This window comes from Rhodoferax sp. GW822-FHT04A08 (assembly GCF_058801025.1).
Window position 1 is genome coordinate 937058 of record NZ_JBXAMW010000001.1, and the last position, 23594, is coordinate 960651.

Sequence of the window (23594 nt, forward strand, 5' to 3'; positions counted from 1 at the left end):
CATGTCTGCTTGGGTCCTTCCGGATCACATTGCCGATGTGCTGCCCTCCGAGGCTCGCCACATCGAAGAAATACGTCGAGATTTGCTGGACATGGCGAGATGCTATGGCTACGAGCTCGTTATGCCGCCCATGCTGGAACATCTGGAGTCGCTGCTCTCCGGGACTGGTGAGGCGCTGGATCTGCAAACCTTCAAACTGGTCGACCAACTCTCCGGCCGCATGATGGGTTTGCGGGCCGACAGCACGCCCCAGGTCGCCCGCATCGATGCCCATTTGCTCAACCGCCGCGGCGTTGCGCGGCTGTGCTATTGCGGCCCGGTCTTGCATACGCGCCCAGGCGGACCACACGCCAGTCGCGAACCGTTGCAATTCGGTGCCGAAATCTATGGCCATTCCGGCCTGGAAGCCGACCTGGAAATCCTGACGCTGGCGCTCGATGCCTTGCGCGCCACCCATGTCGGGCCGCTTACCGTGGACTTGGCCGATGCGCGCATCGTGGGCGCCCTGCTGGGTGCTTCCGGGCTCAATGCCGTTCAGCAGGAGCAGGTGCATACCGCGCTGACCGGCAAGGATGCAACCGAACTGCAAGCCATCACCGCGTCGTGCAAGCCGGAAATTGCCGCCGCCATTCAAAGTCTGGTGCGCCTGTACGGCGACAGCAGCGTACTGGAGCACGCTCTCAAAGAGCTGCCTGCGCTTCCTGAAATTGCCCATGCGCTCAGCCAGTTGCAATGGCTGGGTAACCACATTGCAGCGGCCTTTCCCGATGTGTCAGTTAGTTTTGATCTGGCCGATTTGCGGGGGTATGCCTACTACACCGGGGTTCGCTTCTCCATCTATGCACCCAACGCCCACGATGCGCTGGCCAGAGGAGGGCGTTATGACGAGGTGGGTTCGGTCTTTGGCCGTAAGCGTCCGGCGGTAGGCTTCAGTCTGGACGTCAAAGAACTGGCGACTGCGGCCCAGCTGCCGCCCTTGCGCGCGGCGATCCGCGCCCCTTGGGGTGAGGATTCCGCGTTGCATAGCGCCATTGCCGCCTTGCGGCAGCAAGGTGAAACGGTGGTTTGCGTCCTGCCCGGACATGAGAGTGAAGTAGATGAATTCCATTGCGACCGCGAGCTCAAAAGCGTGAGTGGCCAGTGGATCGTGACAGCAATTTGAGAACACACGAAATGAACACAACCAAAGGTCGAAATGTAGTGGTGGTCGGTACCCAGTGGGGCGACGAAGGCAAGGGCAAACTGGTGGACTGGCTGACCGAAAGCGCCCAGGGTGTGGTGCGTTTCCAGGGTGGCCACAACGCAGGCCACACGCTGGTCATCAACGGCGTAAAAACCGCCTTGCACCTGATCCCAAGTGGCATTATGCGCCCCGGTGTGAAGTGCTATATCGGCAACGGTGTGGTGCTGTCGGCAGCCAAGCTGTTCGAGGAAATCGAAGGTCTGGAAAAAGCTGGCGTGGAAGTGCGTTCGCGTCTGCGCGTGAGCGAGGCCTGCCCGTTGATCCTGCCATTCCATGTGGCACTGGATCTGGCCCGTGAAGTGGCCCGCGAAAAGGGCGGCAGCGCCAAGATTGGCACTACCGGTCGCGGCATCGGCCCGGCCTATGAAGATAAGATTGCCCGCCGCGCCCTGCGCGTGCAGGATCTCAAGCATCCGGAACGGTTTGCCTCCAAGCTGCGTGATCTGCTGGATCTGCACAACCACATTCTGGTCAGTTATCTGGGTTCCGAGGCCTTTGATTTCGGCGACCAGCTCAAGCCCTTCATGGCCAACGGTCAGGTGCAGTTCGATGCCGTCTATGCCCAGGCCATGAAGCATGCCGAACTGCTCAAGCCCATGATTGCCGACGTGTCACGTGAGCTCAACGAGGCCAATCTGCATGGCGCCAACCTGCTGTTCGAAGGCGCCCAGGGCACTCTGCTGGACGTGGACCACGGCACCTACCCCTATGTCACCTCGAGCAACTGCGTCGCTGGCAACGCTGCCGCAGGCTCCGGCGTGGGCCCTGGCATGCTGCACTACATCCTGGGCATTACCAAGGCTTACTGCACCCGCGTGGGCGGTGGCCCGTTCCCCACCGAGCTGGCTTGGGAAGAACCCGGTACGCCTGGATACCACATGAGCACCGTGGGCGCTGAGAAGGGTGTCACCACGGGCCGTTCGCGCCGCTGCGGCTGGTTTGACGCCGCACTGCTCAAGCGCTCGGCCCAGGTCAATGGTCTGTCCGGTCTGTGCATCACCAAGCTGGATGTGCTCGACGGTCTCAAGGAGCTGATGCTATGCACCGGTTACGAGATGGACGGCGAAACGGTGGATATCCTCCCCATGGGCGCCGACGACATCGAGCGCTGCAAGCCGATTTATGAGGTCATGGAAGGCTGGAGCGACAGCACCGTGGGCATCACCCAGTACGACAAGCTGCCCATCAATGCGCGCCTGTACCTGCAGCGCATCGAACAAGTTACCGGTGTACCGATTCACATGGTGTCCACCAGCCCGGATCGCGATCACACCATCATGATGCGTCACCCTTATCTGGCCGACTGAGCCGCAGGCGAATTACGATAAAACAGGAGTAATGCGATGTTGACTGAAGACGGTAAGCACCTTTATGTAAGTTACGACGAGTACCACAACCTGATTGAAAAACTGGCCATCAAAGTGTTCCAGTCGGGTTGGGAGTTCGACACCATTCTGTGTCTGGCGCGTGGCGGCATGCGCCCAGGTGACATTCTGTCGCGCGTGTTCGACAAGCCTCTGGCCATCATGTCCACCAGCTCCTACCGCTCCAATGCAGGACAGACCCAGGAAAACCTGGATATTGCCCACTACATCACCACACCCAAGGGCGAAATCGCCGGGCGCGTGCTGCTGGTGGACGATCTGGCGGACTCCGGTGTCACGCTCAGCGCAGTGATCAGCCAGCTCAAGAACAACTACAAGCCCATCACGGAGCTGCGCAGCGCCGTAATCTGGACCAAGGCGCTTTCCAAGTTCACGCCGGACTATTCGGTGGAGTTCCTGCCAACCAATCCCTGGATTCACCAACCGTTTGAAGGCTATGACGCCCTGCGTCCCCAGCAACTCATCGAAAAGTGGAGCGTTTGAACGCCAACTGACGCCCCTGTATGAAGCGACTTGTTACCGACCTGATCCATCACGCCTACCAGCCGCCAGGTGGTTTTGAAGCACCACAGCCCGGGGTGTTCAAGGCCTCCACGGTGATTTTTCCCAGTGTGGCAGCCATGCGCAGCCGCGAATGGAAAGACAAGTCGGCCTATACCTACGGTTTGCACGGCACGCCCACGTCCTATCAGCTGGAAGAGCGCCTGTGCACGCTGGAGGGAGGCTTGCAGTGTCTGTTGGTACCGAGCGGCCTGGCGGCCATAGCCCTGATTGCGCTGTCGGTGCTCAGGAGCGGTGATGAAGTCCTGTTGCCGGATAACGCCTATGGACCCAACAAGTCGCTGGTAGAAGGCGAGCTGATGCACTGGGGCATTTCGCACCAGTACTACGACCCTATGGACCCGCAGGATCTGGAAGCGCAAATCTCCAGCCGTACCAAGCTGGTCTGGCTGGAGGCAGCCGGGTCGTGTACGTTGGAATTCCCGGACCTGGTCACCATGGTGCGCATCTGCAAACAGCGCAAGGTGCTCACCGCACTGGACAACACCTGGGGCGCAGGCCTGGCGTTCAAGCCCTTTGATCTGTTGCCCGACGAGTCGCCCGCGCTGGGTGTGGACATTTCTGCCCACGCACTGACCAAGTACCCCAGTGGTGGTGGTGACGTGCTGATGGGCAGTGTGATCACCCGCGATGCGGGCCTGCACATGCGCCTCAAACTCACCCATATGCGTTTGGGCCTGGGTGTGGGAATGAACGATGTCGAAGCCATCCTGCGCTCTCTGCCCAGCATGGCCTTGCGCTATCAGGCGCACGATGAGGCGGCACGCACGCTGGCCAAATGGGCCGATACCCAACCCGAGTTTGTGCAAGTGCTGCATCCGGCCATTCCCGGCTCGCCCGGACATCTGCATTGGAAGCGCCTGTGTGTGAATGCGGTGGGTGGTGCTGCGGGTTTGTTCAGCGTGATGCTGGACGGCCGCTTCGGCCGTGACCAGGCAGACGCATTTTGCGATGCCTTGCGGCTCTTCAAACTTGGTTACAGCTGGGGCGGCCCCATGAGTCTGGTGGTGCCGTATGAACTGGACCATATGCGTACCAACTGGCCAGCCCACCTGGAGAAGGGCACTTTGGTACGATTTTCAGTGGGCCTGGAAGCCGTTCAGGATCTGCAGGGCGATATTGAGCAGGCGCTGCGCGTATTGCGCTAAGGGTTGACGCTCCCCGTGTTTTCCTGAGTAGGCAGGGTACTTGACTCCGGTTAATCTGGATTCATGAGTTCCCTGCCAGACTTCGAAGCACCACCACCTTACGTTCCCCCACCCCCGGAAGGACCCGTCAAGGTCATCCATGCGCTGGGCTTTTTTGCCCCCCTGGGTTGGTTGCGCTCTGGATGGCGCGACATGGTGGAACACCCTGGCATCAGCAGTTTCTACGGCGTAGCGTTCTGGCTGATGGCGGTCGTGCTGGGCGCGGTTTTCAAGTCCAGCCCTGAGTACACCATGAGCATTGCCTCAGGTTGTCTGCTGGTTGGTCCTTTTCTGGCCATGGGCCTGTATGAAGTGAGTCGCCGGCGCGAGGCTGGTATTGCCCCCGACCTGTCCTCCTCCATTACCTGCTGGGACAGCCACATCAAAAGCATGGGCCTGCTGGTGCTGGTGTTGATCGTCATGGAGCTGCTCTGGGGGCGCGCTTCGTTGGTGGTATTTGCGGTGTTCTTCAATACCGGCATGCCTTCAACAAGCAGCGTGATGCAAGCCATTTTCAATCCGGAAAATTGGGAGTTCGTGGCGGCCTATGCCATCGTAGGTGGCGCCTTTGCGATGCTGGTGTACTCCATTTCAGCGGTTTCCATCCCCATGATCCTGGACCGTGATACCGATGCCATTTCGGCGGCCATCACCAGCCTGGAAGTGATGTTCCACAACACTGCGGTGATGTTGTTCTGGGGTGTTCTGATCATCGTTCTCGTCGGAGTTTCGCTGTTCATGCCCTGGGAAATCGGCCTGCTGGTGACCGGGCCGCTGCTGGGTTACGGCAGCTGGTATGCCTACCGTGGTGCGGTACGCTGGCCGCAGGATGTTACAGTCCCATGAATTAACGAAAGCACATCTTGGCAACACCCAATTACGGTTACGAAAAACGCCAGAAAGAACTGGCCAAAAAGAAGAAGAAAGAAGAAAAGCTCAAATCCAAGGCTGAGCGCAAAACGGGTGATGCATCCGGGGACGATTCCCTGCAATCGCCCGAAGACGCAGCTGGTATCCCCACACCACCTGCGGCAAATCCCAACTGATCCAATCGGGTACCTGCACTAGCGCAGCAGTTTGCTGAGCTCCGGCCAGACGTTACTGAGCAGTAGTGGATGCGCCTCGGCGATCGGGTGAATGCGATCCGCCTGGAACATCTTGGCAGCATCAGGCCCGTCGGCGACACCTTTCAGGAAGAAGGGCACCAAAGCGGACTTGCTCGCCTTGGCCGCATGCACAAACGTATCCGCAAACTGCTGGGCGTAGGCCTTCCCATAGTTGGGCGGGACTTGCATGCCCAGCAGCAGCACACGTGCGCCAGTTGCCTTGGCTGCTTGCGCCATCGCCAGCAGGTTGTCCTGTGTGGTGGCAAGAGGAAGCCCGCGTAGGGCGTCATTGCCGCCCAGCTCAATCACCACCACGGCCGGCTTGTGTTGTGCCAGCAGTGCAGGCAGGCGGCTGCGTCCCCCCGCGGTGGTGTCGCCGCTGATGCTGGCATTGACAACGACAGCCTTGGATTTTTCCGACAACAGGCGCGCCTGTAGCAGGGCCACCCAACCCTGTCCACGCTGCAGGCCATACTCGGCACTCAGCGAGTCGCCCACCACCAGAATGGTGCGTGCTGGCGTGCCATCGACCTTTTGGGCGAATGCACTGTTTGGCCCTGCAAACATTGCCATTAACACAAGCACGCTAAAGTGACGGCGAACCAAAGAGAGCTTCATGTCAGATTCCATTATTTCCGTTGACCATGTTTTCAAGGCAGTGACTGATTCCACCGGCACGCTGGAGATTTTGTCGGACATCGATTTTGCGCTGAATGCCGGCGAGACCGTGGCCATCGTCGGCGCATCCGGCTCGGGCAAGAGCACCTTGCTGTCCATCATGGCCGGACTGGATACGCCCAGCCGTGGCACGGTACGGCTGGCCGGTCAAGACCTGTTCTCCATCGATGAGGATGCACGCGCGGCAGTCCGTGCGCGCAAGTTGGGGTTTGTGTTTCAAAGTTTCCAGTTGTTGGGCAGCCTGACCGCGCTGGAGAACGTCATGCTCCCGCTGGAGCTCGATGGTCGCAAGGACGCGCACAAGGCTGCTACGGATATGTTGGGTCGGGTCGGGCTTTCGCAACGCCTGAATTCCTATCCCAAGGTGCTCAGTGGTGGCGAACAGCAACGCGTGGCCTTGGCCCGGGCATTCGTCATGCACCCGGCCGTGTTGTTGGCCGACGAGCCGACCGGCAGCCTGGACTTTGCCACCGGTGAAAAAATCATGGAACTCATGTTCGCGCTGAACCAGGAACAGGGAACCACGCTGGTGCTGGTCACGCACGACCGCGGCATCGCCAACCGCTGCAGCCGCAGCATCACGATTGAAGCGGGGCGGGTGGTTTAGAACCACGTTGCGCTGTGTCGGCATCTACCAGGGCGCGGATCTGCTGCAGCAAAGGGTGTGCGCCCATGTATTTGCGGCCGTATTCCAGGTTGAAGGTGTAATCAAAGTCTGCCGGGTTGTCGCCCTGGTTGTGCTGCAGGATGGTCTCCAGCTTGTCCAGGCCTTTGACAATGCGGGCCTCCGGGCTGGCGGCGTTTTCATATTCTTCCCACAAGGCCATGAAGGCGCTGGATAGTTCGTAGGGCAGGGTACGCATCAGCGTTTGCAGGTCTGCGCGCTCCTGCGCCGATTTGTTGGGTGCCTGGTGTTGCAGTACGGCAGGTACGTCGCCATGCAAGGCTTCTCCCAGGTCGTGCAAAACACACAGCTTCAGAATCTTCAGGGCGTCCAGCTCCTTCCATTCGGATTCAAACACCATAGCCAGCAGGCACAAGCGCCAGGTATGTTCGGCAGTGCTCTCCTGTCGTCCGGTAGAAGAATAGGCACTGCGCAGCACGCTCTTGAGTCGCTCGGCCTCGCGGATGAAGGTCAGACAGCCTTGTAGATCAGAAGGGGACATGGGCGAATTGTGGCACCGGGACCAAGGCCCCGACGGAGCGTCGATAATCACCCCATGTCATCCCCCAAAGTTCTGTTCGGCTTCCATGCCGTGGGCGTGCGCCTGAAGACGGCCCCGCAATCCATCGTCGAGATCTATTACGAGCCTACCCGGCGCGACGCGCGCATGCGCCAGTTCCTGGAAAAGGTCGCTGAAGCAGGCGTGCGCTTGATCGAGGCCGACGGCCTGCGTCTGGCCAAGTTGGCTGGCAGCCATGGCCACCAGGGTGTTGCTGCCCGCGTTCAGGAAATCAAGCAGGTGCATTCGCTGGACGAACTGATGGAAAACCTGGACGCATCCAACGCCGATTTGCCAGTTGCCGAACGCACGCAACCTTTGATTCTGGTGCTGGACGGCGTGACCGATCCGCATAACCTCGGCGCCTGCCTGCGGGTGGCCGATGGCGCAGGTGCGCACGCCGTGATCGCACCCAAAGACCACGCCGCCGGCATCAACGCCACGGTGGCCAAGGTCGCCAGTGGTGCAGCAGAGACGGTGCCCTACTTCATGGTGACCAACCTGGCCCGTACGCTCAATGAGCTCAAGGAACGCAATATCTGGGTGATTGGTACCAGTGATGCGGCAACCCACACGCTGTACCAGGCGGACCTCAAAGGACCGGTGGCACTGGTGCTGGGGGCCGAAGGCGATGGCATGCGCCAGCTCACGGCCAAGACCTGCGATCAACTGGTCAGCATCCCCATGCTGGGTGCGGTGGAAAGTCTGAACGTGTCCGTGGCCAGCGGTATCTGCCTGTACGAAGCCGTGCGCCAACGCAGCGCAGCCCGCGCCGCCTAAACCCAGCCCAGGGCGCCCAGCAGGCCACCTGCGGTGAGCAGCCAGAGCAGATGGATGCGGGTGCGCCACACCAGCAGTGTCACCACCGCGGTCAGCAGCCACAGGCGCCAACTCTCTGCGGCGCTGCCCAGCTTGCTGGAAAGTATCCAGCCGGTGGAAGCCAGCAGTGCAATCACGATGGGTGACATGCCTGCCTTGAAGGCGCGCACCGACAGCAGTTCGCGGTTGTTGTGGGCCCAGCGTGCGGCGACAAAGGTCAGGGTGGTGCTGGGCAACAGGATGCCCAGCATGGCGATGGCCGCACCCATGAAGCCCAATGGCCAGGCGGACGCACCAGCTGCAAGGCCTCCGGAGGCATTGATGCCCACGTTCCAGCCCAGTAACGCGATGAACAGCAGGTTGGGCCCGGGTGCCGCCTGGCTTAGTGCAATGCTGGAAGTGAACTGGCTATCCGTCAGCCAATGTTGCTGCTCCACCAAATAGCGGTGCATATCCGGTGCCGTGGTGATGGCACCACCAATGGCAAGCAGTGAAAGCGAGAGGAAGTGCCCCAGCAAGTGAAGCCAGTCCAGGGAGCTGAGCGTGAGGGTCATGGCGCACCCTCTCCGCTGCTGCGTGCCTGAATGCGCAATATGGCCTGGTAGGCAATGATGCAGGCCATTCCGCCAATGCCGAGCAAGACCCAGATCAGTGGCCAGCGCAGTACGGCGATTGCAACAAAGGTGAGTGCAGCCAACAGCCAGCACATCTTCTTGCCCATGGGATTGAGTTTGACTGCGGTAATGAGCTTGAGCCCGGTGGCGGTAATCAGACCTGCAGCCACTGCGCCCATGCCACGCAATGCGGCCTGCACCTGCGGCAGATCGGAAATACCGGAGAAGGCGATCACCATCGCCATCACGATCAGCAAGGGAAAGAACAGCATGCCAGCCAAGGCCAACAGTGCGCCCTGAACGCCGAAGTAGCGGTCCCCGATCATCAGCGACAGGTTCACCACGTTGGGGCCGGGCAATATCTGCGCCACCGCCCATTCCTCAACAAACTCTTCCCGCGTAAGCCACTGTTTCTTTTCCACCAGCTCCCGCTGGACCACGGCGACCACGCCACCAAAGCCCTGCAGGGCCAGCCAGGAAAAGGACCAGAACAAATCGGATTTGGAGGCGGGGCGCATGGGCTTGGAGCTTACCGCAGCATGCGGCGGCCGCAGCGGCTGGACTGCAAGACCATGGCGGAATATCTGTTAACGGGATTCGAGCAGTGCACTGATCTGTGCGTCCTTTTCACTCCACATCTGCTGCGCCCAGGTGGCGAAAGCCTCGCGGACTGCAGGGTCGCTGCCGTAGTCACCCTGCAATAAATGCGACGGGATGGGCCGGCTCTGCACGCGTACGATGACGCGCCGCATGCCACCGCAGAGAAAGGTCCAGAAATGCGGTATGCCGTCCGGATACACGATGGTCACGTCCAGCACGGCTTGGAACTTGTTGCCCATGGCATTCATGGCCAGAGCCACGCCACCCGCCTTGGGCTTGAGCAAATGACGGTAGGGGGATTGCTGGCGTGCGTGTTTGGCTGGGGTGAAGCGCGTGCCTTCCATGAAGTTGGTCACGCTGGTGGGAATCAGTGCGAACTTGGCGCAGGCGCGTCGGGTGGACTCCTGGTCCTTGGCACGCATGTCCGGGTGCTTCTTGAGATAGGCCTCGCTATGGCGGCGCATGAACGGGAAATCCAGTGCCCACCAGGCCAGCCCCATGATGGGCACCCAGATCAGTTGCTGCTTGATGAAGAACTTGAGCAGCGGTATGCGTCGGTTCAGCAGATGCTGCAGTACAAAGATGTCCGCCGCGCACTGGTGGTTGGCATTCACCAGATACCAGTTGTGCGGGTCCAGGCCTTCTATGCCTTGCACGTCCCATTCGGTCCGCTGGGTCAGTGCCATCCATCCGCTGTTGCAGGCAATCCAGTTTTCGGCAATGCCAACCAGCACGGGGTCGACTGCCAGACGTACTTGCCGGAAGGGCAACACCAGTCGGATGGCTGCAAACACCATCAGAATGGGCACCCAGAACAGGATGTTGGCGATCAGCAGCAGCGTGGCAATCAGCCCGCGCAGCGGCGAAGGCAAGCCAAACAGCATAGGCCTACTTCAGGCTGCCAGACAGGAACTGGGCCAGTCGTTCGCTCTTGGGATTGGCCAGCACGGTGGCCGGGTTGCCTTCTTCCTCAACCAGGCCCTTGTGCAAGAAGATCAGGTGATTGGCGACCTCGCGCGCAAAGCCCATCTCGTGCGTGACCACCACCATGGTGCGACCTTCCTGTGCCAGCGTCTTCATGACCTTGAGCACTTCGGACACCAGCTCCGGATCCAGCGCACTGGTGGGTTCGTCGAACAACATCACCTCGGGCTCCACCGCCAGTGCTCGTGCAATCGCCACGCGCTGTTGTTGGCCACCGCTCATATGGGCCGGGTAACGGTCTTCCACGCCGCTGAGGCCCACTTTGGTGAGGTATTTGCGCGCGGTCTCTACAGCCTGGTCCTTGGGCACACCCAGGATGTGCACTGGCGTTTCGATGATGTTCTGCAGCACCGTCATGTGTGCCCACAGGTTGAAGTGCTGGAACACCATGGCCAGTTTGGTGCGCAAGCGCTGCAACTGCTTGGGATCTGCAGCTTCCAGATCGCCGGATTTGCCCTTGACCAGAAGCAGCTTTTCGCCAGCGACTTCTATGCGGCCTTGACTGGGCTTTTCCAGCAAGTTGATACAGCGCAGGAACGTGCTTTTGCCAGAGCCGGAGCTGCCAATAATGCTGATCACGTCGCCCGCATGGGCAGTCAGCGAGACGCCTTTGAGCACCTCATTGGGGCCAAAGTTCTTGTGGATGTTCTCGACCTGGAGTTTGAGTGTGGTTGTTGTGGTCATGGTCTGCGTGCTCAAGGTGTTATCAGCGGGTGGACGGTTTAGTCGCCCAGCAGAGGTCCGGTTCTGAAGGGGATGGCGCCTGCAATCTTGCCGAGCTCGCAACCGGCTGTCACATAGCGGTCCCGGATGCGGGCATAGAGGACGCCGTCCACGCCGGCACACACTTTCTGCACGGTGCCCTCAATGGGATCAATCACTTCGGCCACCAGGTCACCGGTTTTCATCAACTGGCCGGGCGTGGCGGAAAAGGTGACGACGCCCGGTCCTGTGGCGCGCAATGTCTCGGAACCTGCCAGCGGCGTGGGCTGGCAGAGTGGTGCAGGGACTTCGGGCCGATTGCCAGTCTGTAGCACGCCGATGTGCTCCAGATAGGAAAATATGGCTTTGGCATCTTGGGTGGCATAGGCATGGGTCACATCCGCCTCGCCGCGCAATTCAATGGTGGTGCTGCAGCAGCCCTGCGGCAAGGGGTGATTCACACCCAGGGCCTTGAGCGCTTCGGCCAGTCGCCACCAGACGCCAGACAGGCTCTCGTCAATGGGGCCACCTCCGGAATCCTTGGCCAGCAGAATGGCGCGGCTACCCATAAAGTGGGCAATGGGCGCCAGCTGGGGCCAGCAGCTTTCTTCGCAATAGAAATGCAACACCGCTTCGCAGTCGCAGTGCAGGTCCAGCACGATGTCTGCATCATGTGAGAGCGTCAGCAAGGTCTTGCGCATGCTCTGCAACTCGGTCTGTGGGTTCCAGGCTGTCAGATACTCGGACATAGCCTTGCGCACCACGCGCACATTGGCTTGCGGGTCTGCTACCAACTGGTCCTGAATCTGCGGCAGTACCGCTTTGGCAAAGTCCGGGTAATGGCGGTTGAAGTTCTCGGAAGTGTCCAGTTCAAACCGACCCATGGGCTTGTGGTCCACCCGTTGCGACAGGCCGATAGGGTTGCTGACCGGCACCAGGATGATCTCCCCGGCGATTTGTCCGGCAGCTTCTGCTGCCTCCAGCATGGGACGCAGGTGATAGGCCGCGAGCATGCCCGGCAACTCTTCGGCATGCAGGCTGGCCTGGATATAGATCTTGGGGCTGGCACCGGGCGTGCCGAAGTGAAAGCTGGTCAGTGTTTTACGGCTGCCCAGGCTGGGTGACAAAAGAGCGTGGTCGGTACGTTGCATGGAATTCAGTGTTTGCGCGGTGCAAGGTAACCCAGGAAGTGTTTTTCAGCCATGCGAAAAACCAGTATCAGGGCAAAGGATGCAACTAGGTAGATGGCCGCGGCGGCGATGTAAGCCTCAAACGGAAGGTAATAGTCGGAATACACCCGGCTGGCCGCTGCGGTCACGTCCAGCATGCTGGGCACGGCGCTGGCCAGGCTGGTACTTTGCAGCATCATCACCACCTCGTTGCTGTAGGCCGGTAAGGAGCGTCGCATGGCGCTTGGCAACACGATGCGCAGCATCACCATGAAGCGGCTCATGCCAAAGGCCTGCGCCGCTTCAATCTCGCCCGCGTTGGTTTCTCGGATGGCGCCAGCCAGCATCTCGGCGGTGTAGCCCGCCGTATTCAAGGCAAAGGCCAGCAGGGCGCAGAAGAACGGTTCCTTGAAGTAGGTCCAGGGCCAGATCTCGTCCCAGCGCGCCTGGATCCACTCCAGTTGGCCCAGGCCGTAATAAATCATGTAGACCTGGATCAGCAGCGGTGTGCCGCGAATGACATAGGTGTAGGCGCCTACGATCCAGCGCAAAGGGGCCCAGGGGCCGGTGAGAGCGAGTGCAAAGATCAGCGCCAGCACTGCGCCTATGCCCAGCGAGGAGAACAGCAGGCCCAGCGTGGTGAGGATGCCGTTGCCGTAGAGCGCGAGGTTCTGCGGCTCGAAGATGACGGACCACTTCATAGCGACCCCCTCTTCACACCCAGGCTGAAGCGCGCATTGATCTTGCGCAGCGCGTAGAGAGAAACCGATGTGTAGATCAGAAACAGCGCGCCGGTAAACAGGAAGAAGGCAAAGGGTGAGCGCGTAGCCGCGCTGGCCTGCTTGGCCAAGTAGGTCATTTCCTTCAGGCCGATCAGGCTCACCAAGGCCGTTGCCTTGATCAGCACCAGCCAGTTATTGGTGAAGCTGGGCAGGGCGTAGCGCACCATCTGTGGCAAGGTGATGCGCAGGAATGTTTGTGTCCGGCCCATGCCGAAGGCCCAGGCCGCTTCCATCTGGCCCTTGGGGATGGACAGAATGGCGCCCCGGAAAGACTCGGTCATGTAGGCACCGTAGATGAAGCCGATGGTCAACACCCCAGCGGCAAAGGGGTTGATGTCGATATTGCCCTTGCTGCCCATGGCAGCCAGCAAATGGTTGATCCCGATGGTGCCACCATAAAACACCAGCAGCATCACCACCAGATCAGGGATGCCGCGGATCACCGTGGTGTACAGAGAGGCCAGCATGACCAGCGCGCGGTTGCCCGAGAGTTTGGCTGCGGCGCCCAGCAGGCCCAGCACGATGGAGACCAGCAACGCGGCCAGAGAAACGCCGACTGTGAGTACCGAGCCCTGCAAAATGGCGACGTAATAGGCGTTCATGAGGGGGCGAAAGAAACTACAAAAAACGACAGCGCGCCTGTGTGACGCGCTGTCGTACCTTGGGGCGGATTATTCGCCGTAGACGTCGATGTTGTACTTGCTGAAGTACTTGTCGTTCAAAGTCTTGTAGGTGCCGTTGGCGCGGATGGCCTTGATGGCTTCGTTCAGTTCGCCCTTGAGCTTGTCTTCACCCTTGCGCAGTGCAATGCCGGCGCCGTAGCCGTAGTACTTGGGCTCTTTCAGCTCGGGGCCGACCAAGGTGTAGTTGGCACCTTCAGGCTTGCTCAGGAAGCCACCGGAGACTTCCAGGTAGTCAGCCACGGTACCGTCCAGACGACCGGACTTGATGTCCAGATACACCTGGTCCTGCGCTTCGTAGGAGTTGACGATCACGCCAGCGGGCTTGAGCTCACCCAGAGCGTATTTCTCCTGGGTGCTGCCCTTGAGCACGCCAATCTTCTTGCCCTTGATGGAAGCCGGGTCGGTGTACTTGACGGTTTTCTTCAGAACGATGCGGCTGGGGGTGTTGTAGTACTTGTCGGTGAAGTCCACTTCCTTCAGACGTTCGTCGGTGATGGACATGGAGCTGATGATGACGTCGTACTTCTTGGCGTTCAAACCGGGGATCATGCTGTCCCAGACTTGTTCCACGAACTCGCATTTGCGCTTGATCTGTTCGCACAGGGCGTTGGCGATATCCACGTCAAAACCGGTGGGTTTGCCGTCGCTGGTCTTGAAGGTAAAGGGTTCGTAGGTCGGGTCGATGGCGACCTTGAGCGTTGCAGCCTCAGGTGCAGGTGCGCTGGCAGCGGGAGCTGCCGCAGGTGCAGCAGCAGGGGCCGCAGCTTCTTCCTTCTTGCCACAAGCGGCCAGCGCCGAAACGGCGACCAGTGTCAAAAGCAGTTTCTTCATTTGGTTTCCTTAAAGTGCCCGAAGTGTCTCCCGCGGGCGAGTTAATGGGATAGAAAATTGATTCTACGGGCCAAAGCACGCAATTTTGGTGCCTGATTGAACTAATCGCATGGGGTTTGTACGGTGCCTCATGCTGGTGCATACGGGGGATGGCCGAGGCCGGCAGTACCCTTTCAAAAGGCCATGGCATGCGTGAAACATTACACTCTGGGCCTATCTCCCCCCGGTATTTTTGATGAACGCTCCCCTAGACGTGTCTTTTTTCGCGCGCGCCGCCAAGCCGCTGTCCAGTTACCGCAAGTACTGGGCCGCCCGCTTTGGCACGGCCCCGTTCCTGCCCATGAGCCGCGCCGAAATGGACAAGCTGGGCTGGGACAGCTGTGACGTCATCCTGGTAACGGGCGACGCCTACGTGGACCACCCGAGCTTTGGCATGGCGGTGATTGGCCGCATGCTGGAGGCGCAGGGCTTTCGCGTGGGCATCATTGCCCAGCCGGACTGGACCAGCGCCGAGGCATTCAAGGTGCTGGGCAAACCCAATCTGTTCTGGGGTGTGACGGCGGGCAACATGGATTCCATGATCAACCGCTACACGGCCGATCGGAAGATCCGCAGCGACGACGCCTACACGCCTGGCGATGTGGCGGGCAAGCGCCCCGATCGTGCTGCCATCGTCTACAGCCAGCGCTGCCGCGAGGCTTATAAGGACGTTCCGCTGATATTGGGTGGCATTGAGGGCAGCCTGCGCCGTATTGCGCATTACGACTACTGGAGTGACAAGGTCCGCCGCTCCATCGTGGTGGATGCCAAGTGCGATCTGCTGTTGTATGGCAACGCGGAGCGCGCCTTGGTCGAGATTGCACACCGTTTGGCAGCGCGTGAGCCGGTCGAAAAAATCACCGATGTACGTGGAACGGCCTTTGTGCGCAGGCCGGACGACGAAAGCGGCCATGGCTGGTTTGAGATTGATTCCACCACCGTGGATGAACCGGGCCGGGTGGAGTCCCACGTCAACCCCTACATGACCACCAGCGAACAGGCCGCCCGGCAAGGCGGTACCTGTTCCAAGGAGGACGGTACCCAGGGCGCCAGTGACGCTGCATCCGGAAAAGCAGATGGCGTCTCCCCGATTGCCTTTGTGGCCAACCCGGCGCTCAAGGGGCGGCTCAGGGTTCCGCCGCGTGACCGCTCGGTGATCCGTCTGCCCAGCTATGAGCAGGTCAAGAGTGACCCGGTGCTCTATGCCCATGCCAACCGCGTGCTGCATCTGGAAACCAATCCCGGCAATGCCCGCGCGCTGGTGCAGGCGCACGGGGAGGGGGCCACCGCCCGCGATGTCTGGATCACGCCGCCTCCCATTCCGCTGACCACCGCCGAGATGGACATGGTGTTTGATCTGCCGTACGCACGCAGTCCGCACCCCAGCTACGCGGACGAGAACGGTAGCCACGACGGCGCCACCAAGATCCCGGCCTGGGAGATGATCCGCTTCAGCATCAACATCATGCGCGGCTGCTTTGGCGGCTGCACCTTTTGCTCCATCACCGAGCACGAAGGCCGCATCATCCAGAGCCGCTCGGAAGACTCGGTCATCAAGGAGATCGAAGACATCCGTGACAAGGTCAAGGGCTTTACCGGCACCATTTCCGACCTGGGAGGGCCCACGGCCAATATGTACCGGCTGGGTTGCCGCAGCCCCGAGATTGAAGCTGCCTGCCGCAAGCCCAGCTGTGTCTACCCGGGCATCTGCCAGAACCTGGGCACCGACCACGGCCCGCTGATCCATATGTACCGCCGGGGCAGGGCGCTCAAGGGTATCAAGAAGATACTCATAGGCTCCGGCCTGCGTTACGACTTGGCCGTCAAGAGCCCGGAGTACGTGAAAGAGCTGGTGCAGCATCACGTGGGCGGCTATCTCAAGATTGCGCCTGAACATACCGAGCAGGGCCCGCTGTCCAAGATGATGAAGCCCGGCATCGGCTCCTACGACAAGTTCAAGCAGCTGTTTGACAAGTTCTCGGAAGAGGCGGGCAAGAAGCAGTTCCTGATTCCGTACTTCATCGCCGCCCACCCCGGCACGACGGATGAAGACATGATGAACCTGGCGGTCTGGCTGAAGAAGAATGGCTTTCGGGCCGACCAGGTGCAAACCTTCTATCCCAGCCCCATGGCCACGGCTACGGCCATGTACCACTCCGGCCGCAACACGCTGCGCCGCGTGCATCGTACGGCCGAGAGTGCTGAGGAAAGCGTAGACGTGGTGCGCGGGGAGAAGCGCCGCCGCCTGCACAAGGCCTTCCTGCGCTACCACGATCCTAGCAACTGGCCGCTGCTGCGCGAAGCACTCAAAGCCATGGGGCGCGCCGACCTGATCGGCAACGGCAAACACCATTTGATCCCCACCTTCCAGCCGCTGGGTGACGGTGGGTATCAGAGCGCCCGCAAGAAGAACTCCACGCAGGCTGTGGCCAAGACCGGCCCCGCAGCCGGTGGCCGCGTCGCACGCCAGCCCGGCAAAGGCAGCATGCTGACCCAGCACACCGGTTTGCCGCCGCGCGTAACCGGAGCTTCCAGAGGCGGCCGAAAGCCTTCGTAAGAAGCGCTCCGCTGCGCTTAGCGGCGTTCAGGGCGGGCCGTATTTGCCCGCCGGGCTGGGTTGGCTGCGCTGCTTGATGAAGGTGCTGATGTAGGGCGCCAGATACTTCTGCTCCGTAAGGGGGAGCCAGCGCTTGTAGCCGTCGAAGTACTCGGGACGAGTGATCAGCTTGCTCAGCAGGGCATCGGCCTTCACTATGACGGTACGTCCCCATTCCGTGCGCGGGCAGGCAATGCCTGCTGGGACAGGCTCCAAACCCGCAATCGGTAACACCTGCAGATTGCTCTGCGCCACTTCCGGCGTGCGTGTGCCCTGGTACAAGGCTGCTGTGGCGTATTCAATGGTGTAGTCGCCCCGGTTGCCGGCCAGCATCTGCAGGATGTTGCTGCTGCCGCTGAGCTGTTTTGCGTAACTGATGTTGGACCCTTCTGCACGGCTCTTGAGCAAGGCGTCCAGCAGTGCGGTGTAGCTGCGGTTAGTTGCCAGAATACCGCGCAGCTCCTGGCTATCAAACAGCTCCGCCGCCAGCACCTCGCCTTTGCTGTTTTTCGGCAATCTGGACACAGCTTCCGGTCTGGCAACGATGGCCAATGACGGTACCACCAGTGTCTGTGTCATGTAGTAGTTGCGCTCGCGCTCCGGGGTGATCAGTGCGCTGGCATAGCAGGCTTCCAAACCGCGGTCCAGATTGCTCCAGGCGTTTTCTATGGTGGTCCGCACCAGCCTGTGCTGCGCTTCGGGCCAAGCGTCAGTGAGCAGTTTGGTAATGCTGAAGACATAGCCGGCGGTAGGCTTGCCGTCTGAAAAAATGACGCCGGGCGCGGAGTCCCAAAGCATCCAGGTGATGGTCAGCTGCGGAGTCTGCGCGTGGCTCGTGGGGACCACGGCTACCAACGCACATGCCACAAATGTGCGCAGGTTCCCGATGAAGCCAGCTCGTATGGTCACCCTTCTCCTTTCAGACGCTGTTCTTGGTTTGCCTATCCATTATTCTGCAGAAGCCGGTCCGGTTGGTAGGGGATGAGCAGCGGGTCGCGCACGCCCTGCAGCAGTTCTGCAGCCGCAAACAGGCCCAGTGCCGGCGCCAGCGTGATGCCGGAGTGGCTGAGGACCAGATACAAGCCCGCTAGGCCCGACGGCCGGCCAACCATGGGAAACCCGTCACCAGGCGTAGGTCTCCGGCCCAGGGTGTAGAAGTCCATCTCCAACTGCTCGGCGCCGCGCACCATGGCCTGCACCTTGCCGTGCAATTGCCGGGCAAGTTCGCGCGGATCTGCGCCGGCAATGTCACCGGCATAGTCTGTGCCAGCCACCAGACGGCCTTGCGTGGTCTGGCGCACATGCAGATCGGGCGTCATCAGCAGGGTTCTCAGCAGAGGAATGGTCGGCTTGGAGTGCACCAGCAGACCGGGAGGAGCATCGATGCGGTAGTGCAAACCCAAGTCATTGAGCAAGGCAGCGCTGCCTATGCCAGCGGCCAACACCACTTCATCGGCTTCGAGCAGGCCCTGCGGGGTATCCACACCGATGACCCGATGCTGCTCCATACGCAGTCCGGTCGCCGGGGTGTGGGCCAGCAATTGCGCGCCACCATCCTGCGCTCCCGCCAGCAGTGCCATGGCGGCAGCCAGCGGATCGACACTGCCTTCCTGTGCCACATACAGGGCTTGCTCAGGAGGTTGCAATATGGCCGGTTCAATCTGCAGCGCCCGTGCAGCATCCACGCGCTCGATGCCATAGCCCCAGGCGCTGTGCTCGCCGGCGTAGGCTTCCAGCGCGTCAGGCGGCAGGTCCCACAGCAGGCCACCGCTCCACTGCACCTGCAATTGCGCCACTTGCTGTTGCAACCGCTTCCACTCCTGCATCGAACGTATGCGCAGACGGAAGTAGGGCTCCGGATTACCCCAGCTGGCATTGAGCCAGGCCCACGAATCGCGCGTCGCCATGCCCCCGGGCTCCGCGGCCTCCAGAATGGTGACGCGCGCACCTGCTTGCACCAAGTGCCAGGCGGTGGATGCGCCCAGAATGCCCGAGCCGATGACGATGACGTGTTTGCTGCCCATGGCGATGTCCTTCTAACGCAAGGTGTGCAGCGGGATGTCGCGTGTCGCCGCCAATGTGTCGAGCTGCTGGCGCGTCTTGCCAGCGAAGAATGCCTTGAGTGCGGCATGGGTCTGTTTTGACAGCATGTCCGCGTTGGCAGGTAGATCTGCCGCTTGCGCCAGTGCTGCAGCAAAGTGGGGCTCCAGTGCCGCCACGGCCACGCGGCCGTTCTTGCAGGCGTAGACCTGATAGCCAGCATGGGCGCCACCCACCATGGCTTTGGCGGTGGTCAGGCCCCAGGCGCGAGGCAGCCCCAAATAGGCAGCCGCTTCGGACAGCGCGACCTCTAACCGAACGCCTTTCCCCTTTTGCAGGAACAGCAGGCGCGCCTGCAACACGGCCTCGGACGCAACCAACGAGCCCCCCATGTCGGCATACAGCGAGGCGGGTAATTCCAGTCCGGTGACCAGATCGTTTTCTGCCACGTAGGTAAGGTCGTGGCCGGGCTCTTCGGCGCGCGCGCCCGGGGCACCGACGATGGCCACCATGCTGAGCTGGGGGTAGCGCTTGTGCAGGCCTTTCCAGTCCAGCCCCAGCTTGTTCAGCGCGGACGGGCGAAAGGAGGTGAGCAGCACATCGGCCTTTTCCAGTTCCCGGTGCAGTGCGGCGCGGCCCCTGTCGGTCTTGAGGTCGGCGCTCAGGCTGCGAATGCCCTGGTGCATGGCGTCGTACGCACCGGGACTGTAGAAGGACATCGGATCGCCGGTGGCCCCTTGGGGAAAGGAAGGGTGGGGCGGCGGCTCGAGCTTGACGCAGGTGGCGCCCAACTGCCGACAACGCATCAGGGCAGCCGGGCCTGGCAGGTTCAGCGCCAGGCTGAGAATGCGCACGCCCTTGAGCGGTTTGGGTGGGGTGACGGGCCGGGTGGCAGCGGACATGCAAGTTCCTCGTATCTATTCTGGGCTTGGGGAAGATGATAGGGGCAATAATGCAGGCTCTTTCCGTCACGCGTCTGAATCAAGGGGTCTCATTGAATACGCAAGCCGTCGCTCTCGAACTGTTCCCGGAATTGGCACTTGCCGCCAGTGAAAAACCCGTGCGCGCCAAGCGCGTTGCCAAACCCAAGACCGCCAAAAAGGTTGCTGCAGAAGTGGTGCAGCCTGCCACGGCCCAGCTGACCGCGACCGAGGCGCACACTCCATCGGATGATGCCTGGGAGGAAATGGCCCGCAAGCTGGAGTCCCACCCCGATTACCGGGTGCAGCGACGCCTCAAGCCACTGCTGACATGGCCGGGCACTCTCAGCGGGCAGGCCGTGCGCGTTGTGCTGCTGGACACCGAAACCACCGGCCTGGACGCCAGCAAAGACAGCATCATCGAGCTGGCCATGCTGCGCGTGGACATTGACGCAGTCACCGGCTTGCCGGTGGGAGACGTGGAGGTGTATGACGGTCTGGAAGACCCCGGCAGGCCGATTCCGCCCGAGGTGGTGGCTCTGACCGGCATCCACGATGCGGACGTGCAGGGCCAGCATCTGGACGAGGACCGCATCAAGCAGTTGCTCGAAGGCGTGGACCTGATCGTGGCGCACAACGCCGGGTTTGACCGCCCCTTTGTGGAAAGCCGCCTGGCCCAGTTTGCGCCGGTGCCCTGGGCCTGCTCGTTTGCCGATATCGACTGGAAGGCCCAAGGCCAAAGCTCCTCCAAGCTGGAGAGCCTGGCCCAGGCCAAGGGCTGGTTCTACGACGCGCACCGCGCCGAGATGGATTGCCATGCCTTGCTGGCCGTGCTGGCGCAAAAGCTACCTCAGGCCGCCTATACGGGGCTGGCCCAGTTGCTGGAGGCTGCCAAGCGCCCCAGCTACGCGCTGCAGGCGACCAACGCACCGTTTGAGGCCAAGGACAAGCTCAAGAGCCGAGGCTACCGCTGGAATGCCGAGCAGCGGGTGTGGCACACCAAGCTGAAGGACGACGCGTCACTCAATGCCGAATGCGAGTGGCTCAAGGAGAACGTGTACGGCACCCGCCGTGCCGTGGTGCAGATCGAGAAGCTGGACGCCCTTGTGCGTTACTCCAGCCGCGCGGGCGTGGTGACGCAGCAGCAGCTTTAGCCAAGGCACAGCCAATGCAGATACAGGGTATTCAGACCGGCACCGCACGCAAGGTGCTGATCAATGGCCGGGCCGTGATGACGGCCATACGCAAGACGGCGGTTCCTGGCCCGGTGACCGTCCAGCCTATGGGGCTGGCAAGCGACGAGCAGGCCGACCCCAGTGTGCATGGCGGCCTGGAAAAGGCGGTGTACGCCTATCCAACGGAGCACTATGGCTTTTGGCAGGACTTGCGTACACAAGCGGGTCTGGCGGGTATTGACGAGACACTGCCCTTCGGCGCGGTCGGAGAAAACCTGAGCCTGCAAGGCTTGCTGGAGAAGGACGTGTGGGTGGGCGACGTGCTGGAGTTTGCCGACTGCACGCTGCGGGTGGAGCAGCCGCGCGAACCATGCTTCAAGTTCAACGCGGCCATGGGCTTCAACACGGCGGTCAAAGCCATGGCGCAGAGCGGATTCTGCGGCTTCTACCTGTCAGTGCAAAAACCGGGCACCTTGCGGCCCGGTGAGAGCTTTGTGCTGCATCCTGGCTCGCGCAGTGTCAGCATTCCCGAGCGCTTTCAAGCCAAAATGTTCAAGCACATGCGCTGAAGCGCAGCTTCCCTTAACGCCAGTGGCGTCCACCATGGCCCCAGCCACCGTAGCCCCATTCAAAGTAGATGGGCGGGTAGTAGGGGCGTGGATAGTAGATCGGGTAGACCGGTTGTGTGATGGTCACCACCGGAGGTTGCTGGATGTAGGTGGTTTGCGGTGCTTGTACCGTCGGGGATGCGCCCACCGGGCTAACCTGCAAGGCGATGGTTGGGCCGGGGTCGTTGGGTAGCTGGACGGAATACTGCCTGCCGGCAAATTCATAGACCACGTTGTAGGCTACAGCGCGGTTTTCGTAATAGGTTTGGGTGTAGCACTGCTGCACATTGCGAATTTCGGGTTCTGGGGAACCCTCAATGCGGTCGCCCAGAACCGCACCACCCACAATGCCAAGCATGGTTGCCGCAGCCTGACCTGCGCCACGTCCGCCCAGCGCGTTGCCAGCGGCACCGCCAGCGATGGCGCCCATGACGGCACCTGCGCCGGACTTGGGCGGTTGCACTTCCACTTGCTGGTTGCTGCACACCTGTCTGGGCACTGCGACCTGCTGGTACACCGGTGTAGAGGAGATCACCCGACCTACATCCTGTGCGGATGCCACGCCGCAGGTGGCGAGGGCGGCCAAGAGAAACAGAGACTTTTTCATGATCAGACACCTATCTGGTGCGGGGCAAAACGCCCCGCATCATCCCTTTAACGGGCTGCCACAATGGTGTAGCTGACAGGCTTTACACGCCGTTTCAACTATCCCAGTCGCTGCCGCCACCGCTGCTGTCGGCCAGGGTGGAGTCTTCCCAACTGGTGTCGCTCACACCGAAGTTTTGGCCACCCATGTCGGCATTGCTGCTGACAGGCTCGTAGTTGCCCACGTAGCCGCTGGAGTTCTGACCGGTGCTCTCATGGTTGCCCATCAGGCTGCGGCCAATGGCCTCTGCAGCCACCACACCGGCACCCACGGCCAGACCGGTGGCAACACCGCCCATGATCCTACCGCCCAAGCCGCTGCCAGCGGGCTGGCCATAGCCGGGCTGCGGATAGCCTGCCGGGCCATAAGCCGGCTGCATGCCGGGTGTGCCAAATGTTTGCGGGCCACTCAGACCATTGCCATAGGCTACGGGCTGATCAAAGGTTTGCGGCGTCCTGCGACGAAACACAAAGTAAGCCACCACGATCACACCACCGGCCAGCAGCGCGGGCAGCAGCCAAGAGGTGGACTGCTTTGCGGGCGGGGCAGCGTAGGGCACGGCAGACAGTGCCTGGGGCTTTGCGACGGGTGCAGTCAACTGGCTTTGCAGGGCCTGCACGGCTTCCGGCTTGGCAAAGGGCAGTCCGGGAGCCAACCGCTCGGCGGTAGCCAGCGCCTCGCGAGCCTTGGGCAGATTGCCCTGGCGCGCGAACAACTCGCTTTGCACATAGTGCGCCTTGGCACTGTTGGGGTGCGCGACCAGCACTTGCTGGACCATCACCTGGGCCTGATCCAGTTTGCCAGCCTGCGCCGTGGCATAGATCTGGTTCATGGTCGGCTCTTGTTGGGCCATCGCCACGCCAGCGCTCAGGAACGCCGCCAGAACGAGCCAGCGCAGTGCAGTGGTGAAAAACGACGGAAAACGCATAAGGGTTACCTTTATAAAAACTGACAGGGTGAATGTTATGCCCTGCTGCATATTTTCAAGTAGCAATGTGTAGAT

General features: G+C 61.1%; 26 protein-coding genes. 11 read left to right on the top strand and 15 right to left on the bottom strand.

Annotated features, from left to right (window positions below):
- Position 1 precedes the first annotated feature (1 nt).
- The 6 genes from AC1RMF_RS04390 to AC1RMF_RS04415 all read left to right on the top strand — a co-directional run bounded on the left by AC1RMF_RS04390 (position 2) and on the right by AC1RMF_RS04415 (position 5422).
- On the top strand, positions 2 to 1162 hold the full coding sequence (locus tag AC1RMF_RS04390) for an ATP phosphoribosyltransferase regulatory subunit (RefSeq protein ID WP_493139834.1): 1161 nt from the start codon (positions 2 to 4) through the stop codon (positions 1160 to 1162).
- An 11-nt stretch (positions 1163 to 1173) separates the two neighbouring features.
- Positions 1174 to 2550, top strand: a complete 1377-nt coding sequence (locus AC1RMF_RS04395) for an adenylosuccinate synthase (RefSeq protein ID WP_342617454.1) — start codon at positions 1174 to 1176, stop codon at positions 2548 to 2550.
- A gap of 36 nt (positions 2551 to 2586) precedes the next feature.
- Positions 2587 to 3111, top strand: a complete 525-nt coding sequence (locus AC1RMF_RS04400; protein WP_342617455.1) for a phosphoribosyltransferase — start codon at positions 2587 to 2589, stop codon at positions 3109 to 3111.
- 20 nt (positions 3112 to 3131) lie between these two features.
- Positions 3132 to 4337 (top strand): PLP-dependent transferase, encoded by a 1206-nt coding sequence (locus AC1RMF_RS04405; protein ID WP_493139838.1) that lies wholly within the window; start codon positions 3132 to 3134, stop codon positions 4335 to 4337.
- Positions 4338 to 4400: 63 nt separating this feature from the next.
- Positions 4401 to 5222 (top strand): DUF2189 domain-containing protein, encoded by an 822-nt coding sequence (locus AC1RMF_RS04410; RefSeq protein ID WP_493139840.1) that lies wholly within the window; start codon positions 4401 to 4403, stop codon positions 5220 to 5222.
- A gap of 17 nt (positions 5223 to 5239) precedes the next feature.
- Positions 5240 to 5422 (top strand): hypothetical protein, encoded by a 183-nt coding sequence (locus AC1RMF_RS04415; RefSeq protein ID WP_493139842.1) that lies wholly within the window; start codon positions 5240 to 5242, stop codon positions 5420 to 5422.
- Between the two features lie 18 nt (positions 5423 to 5440).
- Here the strand turns inward: AC1RMF_RS04415 and AC1RMF_RS04420 are convergent, their stop codons facing one another.
- Complete coding sequence (locus AC1RMF_RS04420; RefSeq protein ID WP_493139844.1) at positions 5441 to 6100, bottom strand: arylesterase; 660 nt, start codon at positions 6098 to 6100, stop codon at positions 5441 to 5443.
- Here AC1RMF_RS04420 and AC1RMF_RS04425 point away from each other — a divergent pair.
- Positions 6099 to 6767, top strand: coding sequence for an ABC transporter ATP-binding protein (locus AC1RMF_RS04425; RefSeq protein WP_493139846.1), 669 nt, complete (start codon positions 6099 to 6101; stop codon positions 6765 to 6767). The two genes, AC1RMF_RS04420 and AC1RMF_RS04425, sit on opposite strands and share 2 nt — an antisense overlap.
- Here the strand turns inward: AC1RMF_RS04425 and AC1RMF_RS04430 are convergent.
- Positions 6739 to 7326: an HD domain-containing protein gene (locus AC1RMF_RS04430; RefSeq protein ID WP_493139847.1), complete on the bottom strand. Its 588-nt coding sequence runs from the start codon at positions 7324 to 7326 to the stop codon at positions 6739 to 6741. The two genes, AC1RMF_RS04425 and AC1RMF_RS04430, sit on opposite strands and share 29 nt — an antisense overlap.
- A 54-nt stretch (positions 7327 to 7380) precedes the next feature.
- On the opposite strand from AC1RMF_RS04430, the gene rlmB reads away from it, so the two are divergent.
- The gene (gene rlmB / locus AC1RMF_RS04435; protein ID WP_493139849.1) at positions 7381 to 8163 is read left to right on the top strand and encodes a 23S rRNA (guanosine(2251)-2'-O)-methyltransferase RlmB; all 783 of its coding nucleotides are present in this window, start codon (positions 7381 to 7383) and stop codon (positions 8161 to 8163) included.
- Here the strand turns inward: rlmB and AC1RMF_RS04440 are convergent.
- The 8 genes from AC1RMF_RS04440 to AC1RMF_RS04475 all read right to left on the bottom strand — a co-directional run bounded on the left by AC1RMF_RS04440 (position 8160) and on the right by AC1RMF_RS04475 (position 14567).
- Entirely contained in the window at positions 8160 to 8756 is a 597-nt protein-coding gene (locus AC1RMF_RS04440) for a chromate transporter (protein ID WP_493139851.1), read from the bottom strand. The genes rlmB and AC1RMF_RS04440 overlap by 4 nt on opposite strands.
- Entirely contained in the window at positions 8753 to 9334 is a 582-nt protein-coding gene (locus AC1RMF_RS04445; RefSeq protein ID WP_342617464.1) for a chromate transporter, read from the bottom strand. Before AC1RMF_RS04445 ends, AC1RMF_RS04440 begins: the two co-directional genes overlap by 4 nt.
- Before the next feature lie 69 nt (positions 9335 to 9403).
- Positions 9404 to 10300, bottom strand: a complete 897-nt coding sequence (gene yihG, locus AC1RMF_RS04450) for a 1-acylglycerol-3-phosphate O-acyltransferase, YihG family (RefSeq protein WP_493139854.1) — start codon at positions 10298 to 10300, stop codon at positions 9404 to 9406.
- A gap of 4 nt (positions 10301 to 10304) precedes the next feature.
- Positions 10305 to 11084 (bottom strand): ABC transporter ATP-binding protein, encoded by a 780-nt coding sequence (locus tag AC1RMF_RS04455; protein ID WP_493139856.1) that lies wholly within the window; start codon positions 11082 to 11084, stop codon positions 10305 to 10307.
- A gap of 38 nt (positions 11085 to 11122) precedes the next feature.
- Positions 11123 to 12253: a succinylglutamate desuccinylase/aspartoacylase family protein gene (locus AC1RMF_RS04460; RefSeq protein ID WP_493139858.1), complete on the bottom strand. Its 1131-nt coding sequence runs from the start codon at positions 12251 to 12253 to the stop codon at positions 11123 to 11125.
- A gap of 5 nt (positions 12254 to 12258) precedes the next feature.
- On the bottom strand, positions 12259 to 12972 hold the full coding sequence (locus tag AC1RMF_RS04465; RefSeq protein ID WP_493139860.1) for an ABC transporter permease: 714 nt from the start codon (positions 12970 to 12972) through the stop codon (positions 12259 to 12261).
- Entirely contained in the window at positions 12969 to 13655 is a 687-nt protein-coding gene (locus AC1RMF_RS04470) for an ABC transporter permease (protein ID WP_342617468.1), read from the bottom strand. Before AC1RMF_RS04470 ends, AC1RMF_RS04465 begins: the two co-directional genes overlap by 4 nt.
- Positions 13656 to 13724: 69 nt before the next feature.
- Positions 13725 to 14567: an ABC transporter substrate-binding protein gene (locus AC1RMF_RS04475; RefSeq protein ID WP_342617469.1), complete on the bottom strand. Its 843-nt coding sequence runs from the start codon at positions 14565 to 14567 to the stop codon at positions 13725 to 13727.
- Positions 14568 to 14802: 235 nt separating this feature from the next.
- Here AC1RMF_RS04475 and AC1RMF_RS04480 point away from each other — a divergent pair, with 235 nt between their 5' ends.
- Positions 14803 to 17163, top strand: a complete 2361-nt coding sequence (locus AC1RMF_RS04480; protein WP_342617470.1) for a YgiQ family radical SAM protein — start codon at positions 14803 to 14805, stop codon at positions 17161 to 17163.
- A 27-nt stretch (positions 17164 to 17190) separates the two neighbouring features.
- Here AC1RMF_RS04480 and AC1RMF_RS04485 read toward each other — a convergent pair whose 3' ends face one another.
- The 3 genes from AC1RMF_RS04485 to AC1RMF_RS04495 are packed head-to-tail and all read right to left on the bottom strand — an operon-like array spanning position 17191 to position 20144.
- The gene (locus AC1RMF_RS04485; RefSeq protein ID WP_342617471.1) at positions 17191 to 18111 is read right to left on the bottom strand and encodes a TIGR02285 family protein; all 921 of its coding nucleotides are present in this window, start codon (positions 18109 to 18111) and stop codon (positions 17191 to 17193) included.
- A gap of 32 nt (positions 18112 to 18143) precedes the next feature.
- Positions 18144 to 19226, bottom strand: a complete 1083-nt coding sequence (locus tag AC1RMF_RS04490) for an NAD(P)/FAD-dependent oxidoreductase (protein ID WP_342617472.1) — start codon at positions 19224 to 19226, stop codon at positions 18144 to 18146.
- Positions 19227 to 19238: 12 nt separating this feature from the next.
- Entirely contained in the window at positions 19239 to 20144 is a 906-nt protein-coding gene (locus AC1RMF_RS04495) for a CoA transferase (RefSeq protein WP_493139865.1), read from the bottom strand.
- Positions 20145 to 20236: 92 nt separating this feature from the next.
- Between AC1RMF_RS04495 and AC1RMF_RS04500 the strand changes: the two genes are divergently transcribed.
- Both AC1RMF_RS04500 and AC1RMF_RS04505 read left to right on the top strand, forming a co-directional pair.
- Entirely contained in the window at positions 20237 to 21316 is a 1080-nt protein-coding gene (locus AC1RMF_RS04500; protein WP_493139867.1) for a 3'-5' exonuclease, read from the top strand.
- Between the two features lie 14 nt (positions 21317 to 21330).
- A complete protein-coding gene (locus AC1RMF_RS04505; RefSeq protein WP_493139869.1) occupies positions 21331 to 21906 on the top strand; it encodes an MOSC domain-containing protein in 576 nt (191 codons plus the stop codon).
- 13 nt (positions 21907 to 21919) lie between these two features.
- Here the strand turns inward: AC1RMF_RS04505 and AC1RMF_RS04510 are convergent, their stop codons facing one another.
- Both AC1RMF_RS04510 and AC1RMF_RS04515 read right to left on the bottom strand, forming a co-directional pair.
- Positions 21920 to 22552 (bottom strand): glycine zipper 2TM domain-containing protein, encoded by a 633-nt coding sequence (locus tag AC1RMF_RS04510; protein ID WP_493139871.1) that lies wholly within the window; start codon positions 22550 to 22552, stop codon positions 21920 to 21922.
- Positions 22553 to 22646: 94 nt separating this feature from the next.
- Positions 22647 to 23519 (bottom strand): tetratricopeptide repeat protein, encoded by an 873-nt coding sequence (locus AC1RMF_RS04515; RefSeq protein WP_493139873.1) that lies wholly within the window; start codon positions 23517 to 23519, stop codon positions 22647 to 22649.
- Positions 23520 to 23594: the final 75 nt, after the last annotated feature.

Coding starts and splice junctions, on each gene's coding strand:
- rlmB (WP_493139849.1), top strand. CDS start 7,381: ATGTCATCCCCCAAAGTTCTGTTCGGCTTCCATGCCGTGGGCGTGCGC.
- AC1RMF_RS04405 (WP_493139838.1), top strand. CDS start 3,132: ATGAAGCGACTTGTTACCGACCTGATCCATCACGCCTACCAGCCGCCA.
- AC1RMF_RS04390 (WP_493139834.1), top strand. CDS start 2: ATGTCTGCTTGGGTCCTTCCGGATCACATTGCCGATGTGCTGCCCTCC.
- AC1RMF_RS04510 (WP_493139871.1), bottom strand. CDS start 22,552: ATGAAAAAGTCTCTGTTTCTCTTGGCCGCCCTCGCCACCTGCGGCGTG.
- AC1RMF_RS04455 (WP_493139856.1), bottom strand. CDS start 11,084: ATGACCACAACAACCACACTCAAACTCCAGGTCGAGAACATCCACAAG.
- AC1RMF_RS04425 (WP_493139846.1), top strand. CDS start 6,099: ATGTCAGATTCCATTATTTCCGTTGACCATGTTTTCAAGGCAGTGACT.
- AC1RMF_RS04445 (WP_342617464.1), bottom strand. CDS start 9,334: ATGCGCCCCGCCTCCAAATCCGATTTGTTCTGGTCCTTTTCCTGGCTG.
- AC1RMF_RS04505 (WP_493139869.1), top strand. CDS start 21,331: ATGCAGATACAGGGTATTCAGACCGGCACCGCACGCAAGGTGCTGATC.
- AC1RMF_RS04515 (WP_493139873.1), bottom strand. CDS start 23,519: ATGCGTTTTCCGTCGTTTTTCACCACTGCACTGCGCTGGCTCGTTCTG.
- AC1RMF_RS04480 (WP_342617470.1), top strand. CDS start 14,803: ATGAACGCTCCCCTAGACGTGTCTTTTTTCGCGCGCGCCGCCAAGCCG.
- AC1RMF_RS04420 (WP_493139844.1), bottom strand. CDS start 6,100: ATGAAGCTCTCTTTGGTTCGCCGTCACTTTAGCGTGCTTGTGTTAATG.
- yihG (WP_493139854.1), bottom strand. CDS start 10,300: ATGCTGTTTGGCTTGCCTTCGCCGCTGCGCGGGCTGATTGCCACGCTG.
- AC1RMF_RS04475 (WP_342617469.1), bottom strand. CDS start 14,567: ATGAAGAAACTGCTTTTGACACTGGTCGCCGTTTCGGCGCTGGCCGCT.
- AC1RMF_RS04440 (WP_493139851.1), bottom strand. CDS start 8,756: ATGACCCTCACGCTCAGCTCCCTGGACTGGCTTCACTTGCTGGGGCAC.
- AC1RMF_RS04495 (WP_493139865.1), bottom strand. CDS start 20,144: ATGTCCGCTGCCACCCGGCCCGTCACCCCACCCAAACCGCTCAAGGGC.
- AC1RMF_RS04400 (WP_342617455.1), top strand. CDS start 2,587: ATGTTGACTGAAGACGGTAAGCACCTTTATGTAAGTTACGACGAGTAC.
- AC1RMF_RS04395 (WP_342617454.1), top strand. CDS start 1,174: ATGAACACAACCAAAGGTCGAAATGTAGTGGTGGTCGGTACCCAGTGG.
- AC1RMF_RS04430 (WP_493139847.1), bottom strand. CDS start 7,326: ATGTCCCCTTCTGATCTACAAGGCTGTCTGACCTTCATCCGCGAGGCC.
- AC1RMF_RS04410 (WP_493139840.1), top strand. CDS start 4,401: ATGAGTTCCCTGCCAGACTTCGAAGCACCACCACCTTACGTTCCCCCA.
- AC1RMF_RS04490 (WP_342617472.1), bottom strand. CDS start 19,226: ATGGGCAGCAAACACGTCATCGTCATCGGCTCGGGCATTCTGGGCGCA.
- AC1RMF_RS04460 (WP_493139858.1), bottom strand. CDS start 12,253: ATGCAACGTACCGACCACGCTCTTTTGTCACCCAGCCTGGGCAGCCGT.
- AC1RMF_RS04470 (WP_342617468.1), bottom strand. CDS start 13,655: ATGAACGCCTATTACGTCGCCATTTTGCAGGGCTCGGTACTCACAGTC.
- AC1RMF_RS04465 (WP_493139860.1), bottom strand. CDS start 12,972: ATGAAGTGGTCCGTCATCTTCGAGCCGCAGAACCTCGCGCTCTACGGC.